We start from the raw sequence: 1,981 nt of genomic DNA, 5'->3' as shown, positions 1-1,981 counted from the left end.
GCGACGAGGCGGCCTTCATCACCGGCGCGGAGCTGCCGATCGACGGCGGGTCAACCGCGGGCTGACCGCTGGTTGCCGAACGTGTCGAAGTGCACGACCTCCTCGATCGGGCGGCGCTTCGGCTGCGCCCAGCGGCCCTTCGCCGGGTAGCCGAGCGGGATCAGCGCCATCGTGAGCGCGTCCTCCGGCAGGCCGAGCGCCTCCCGCACCTCGTCCTCGTGGGCCGAGTGCAACGTGGTCAGCGTGGAGCCGATGCCGTGCGCCCGGGCGGCCAGCATCAGCTGCTGCACGGCGCCGTAGATCGACGAGCCCAGCCGCGGGTTCTTCGACCCCGCGGCCCCCAGCAGCACCGGGATCACCCACACCGGCGCCTCCTCCAGGTGCTCGGCCAGGTGCTCGGCGGCCAGGAAGCCACGCCGCCCCACGCCACCGTCGGCGTCCCCGCCCGCCAGGATCCGCTCCTTGTGCACCCCGTACGCGTTGTTCCACCCGTCCCGGTACCACGCGGCGATCCGCTTCTTGAGCCCCTCGTCCCGCACCACGATCCAGGCCCAGCGCTGGGTGTTTCCGCCGGACGGCCCGCGCACGGCGGCGTCCAGCAGCTCCCACAGCACGTCGTCGGGGATCGGGTCGGTGGACAGGAAACGGCGGGAGGGGGTCGAGTGCAACGCCTCGAGCAGGGGCAGCGATTCAGTCTGGGTCACGACGCGATTCTGCCCACATCCGCGAGCAGGGAGCCAGGCGATGTGCACATGATGGGCCGGTGGTGACGGAGACGAAGCGGGCCAGAGGCGCCCAGGGGATGGTTCTCGCGGTCGCCGCCCTCGTCCTCGCCGCGGTCAATCTGCGTCTCGCCGTCACCAGCGTCGGCCCGGTGCTGGCCGAGATCCGGGCCGGTCTCGGCATGAGCGGCACGGTGGCCGGCCTGCTGACCTCGCTGCCGGTGGTGTGCTTCGCGTCGGTCGGTTTCGCCGCGCCACGGCTGGCCCGGCGGTTCGGCCCGTCGGCGGTGGTCGCGACCGGGCTGGCGGTGCTCACCCTCGGCCTGGCGGTGCGGCCCTTCGCCCCGGGTACGGTCGTCTTCATCCTGCTCAGCGGCGTCGCGCTGGCCGGCATCGCGGTCGTCAACGTGCTGCTGCCGATGATCGTCAAGGAGCGCTTCGCGGCTCGCGCCGGCATGTTCACCGGCATCTACTCGCTCGCCCTCAACCTGGGCGCCGCGGTGGCGGCCGGGACGACCGTGCCGCTGGCCGGGGTCTTCGGCGACGACTGGCGGCTCGGGCTGGGGTTCTGGGCGGTGATCGCGGCGCTGGCCGTGCCGCCGTGGCTGGCGCTCATGCGGGAGCCCCGGCCGGCCGCCGAAGCGCCGGTGCCGGGGGAGCAGACGCTGCGCGTCGCCCGGACCGGGGTGGGCTGGGCCGTGGCCGTCTACTTCGGCATGCAGTCCACCTCCGCGTACGTGATGATCGGCTGGCTGCCGCAGATCTTCCGCGACGCCGGCCTCTCCGCCGAGACCGCCGGCGTGCTCTTCGCGGTCACCTCGTTCCTGGGCGTGCCGCTCGGCTTCCTGGTCACCTCGTACGCCGGCCGGCTCCGGAGCCAGTCGATGATCGCGCTGGCCCTCGGTGTGGCGGGCATCGCCGGGTACGCCGGCCTGTGGTGGGACCCGGCCGCCGCGCCCTGGGTGTGGGCGGTCCTGCTGGGCATCGTCAACTGCGCGTTCCCGCTGGTGCTCACGATGATCGCGCTGCGCGGCCGCACGGCGGCGAGCGTGGTGCGGCTCTCCGCGTTCGGCCAGGGCGTCGGCTACATCATCGCCATCCCCGGCCCGATCCTGGTCGGCATGCTGCACGACACGTCCGGCGGCTGGCGCCTGCCCCTGGGTTTCATGGTCGCCCTGATGGTCCCGCAGGTGATCGCGGGCTTCCAGGCGGGCCGCGACCGCCAGATCTGACGCGGCGAGATCTGAGTGGTAGCCCAC

General features: G+C 73.3%; 2 protein-coding genes. One reads left to right on the top strand and one right to left on the bottom strand.

The features are described from left to right. Nucleotides 1-50 precede the first annotated feature (50 nt). A complete protein-coding gene (locus AB0M20_RS40555; RefSeq protein ID WP_364306511.1) occupies nt 51-704 on the bottom strand; it encodes a nitroreductase family protein in 654 nt (217 codons plus the stop codon). A 59-nt stretch (nt 705-763) separates the two neighbouring features. Between AB0M20_RS40555 and AB0M20_RS40550 the strand changes: the two genes are divergently transcribed. Then, nucleotides 764-1,954 (top strand): MFS transporter, encoded by a 1,191-nt coding sequence (locus tag AB0M20_RS40550; RefSeq protein ID WP_364306509.1) that lies wholly within the window; start codon nt 764-766, stop codon nt 1,952-1,954. Nucleotides 1,955-1,981: the final 27 nt, after the last annotated feature.

Origin of the sequence: Actinoplanes sp. NPDC051633, assembly GCF_040681735.1 — a bacterium.
Lineage (GTDB): Bacteria > Actinomycetota > Actinomycetes > Mycobacteriales > Micromonosporaceae > Actinoplanes.
Note: the sequence above shows the minus strand (reverse complement) of the source record. Positions and strands in the feature narration are given on the sequence as shown.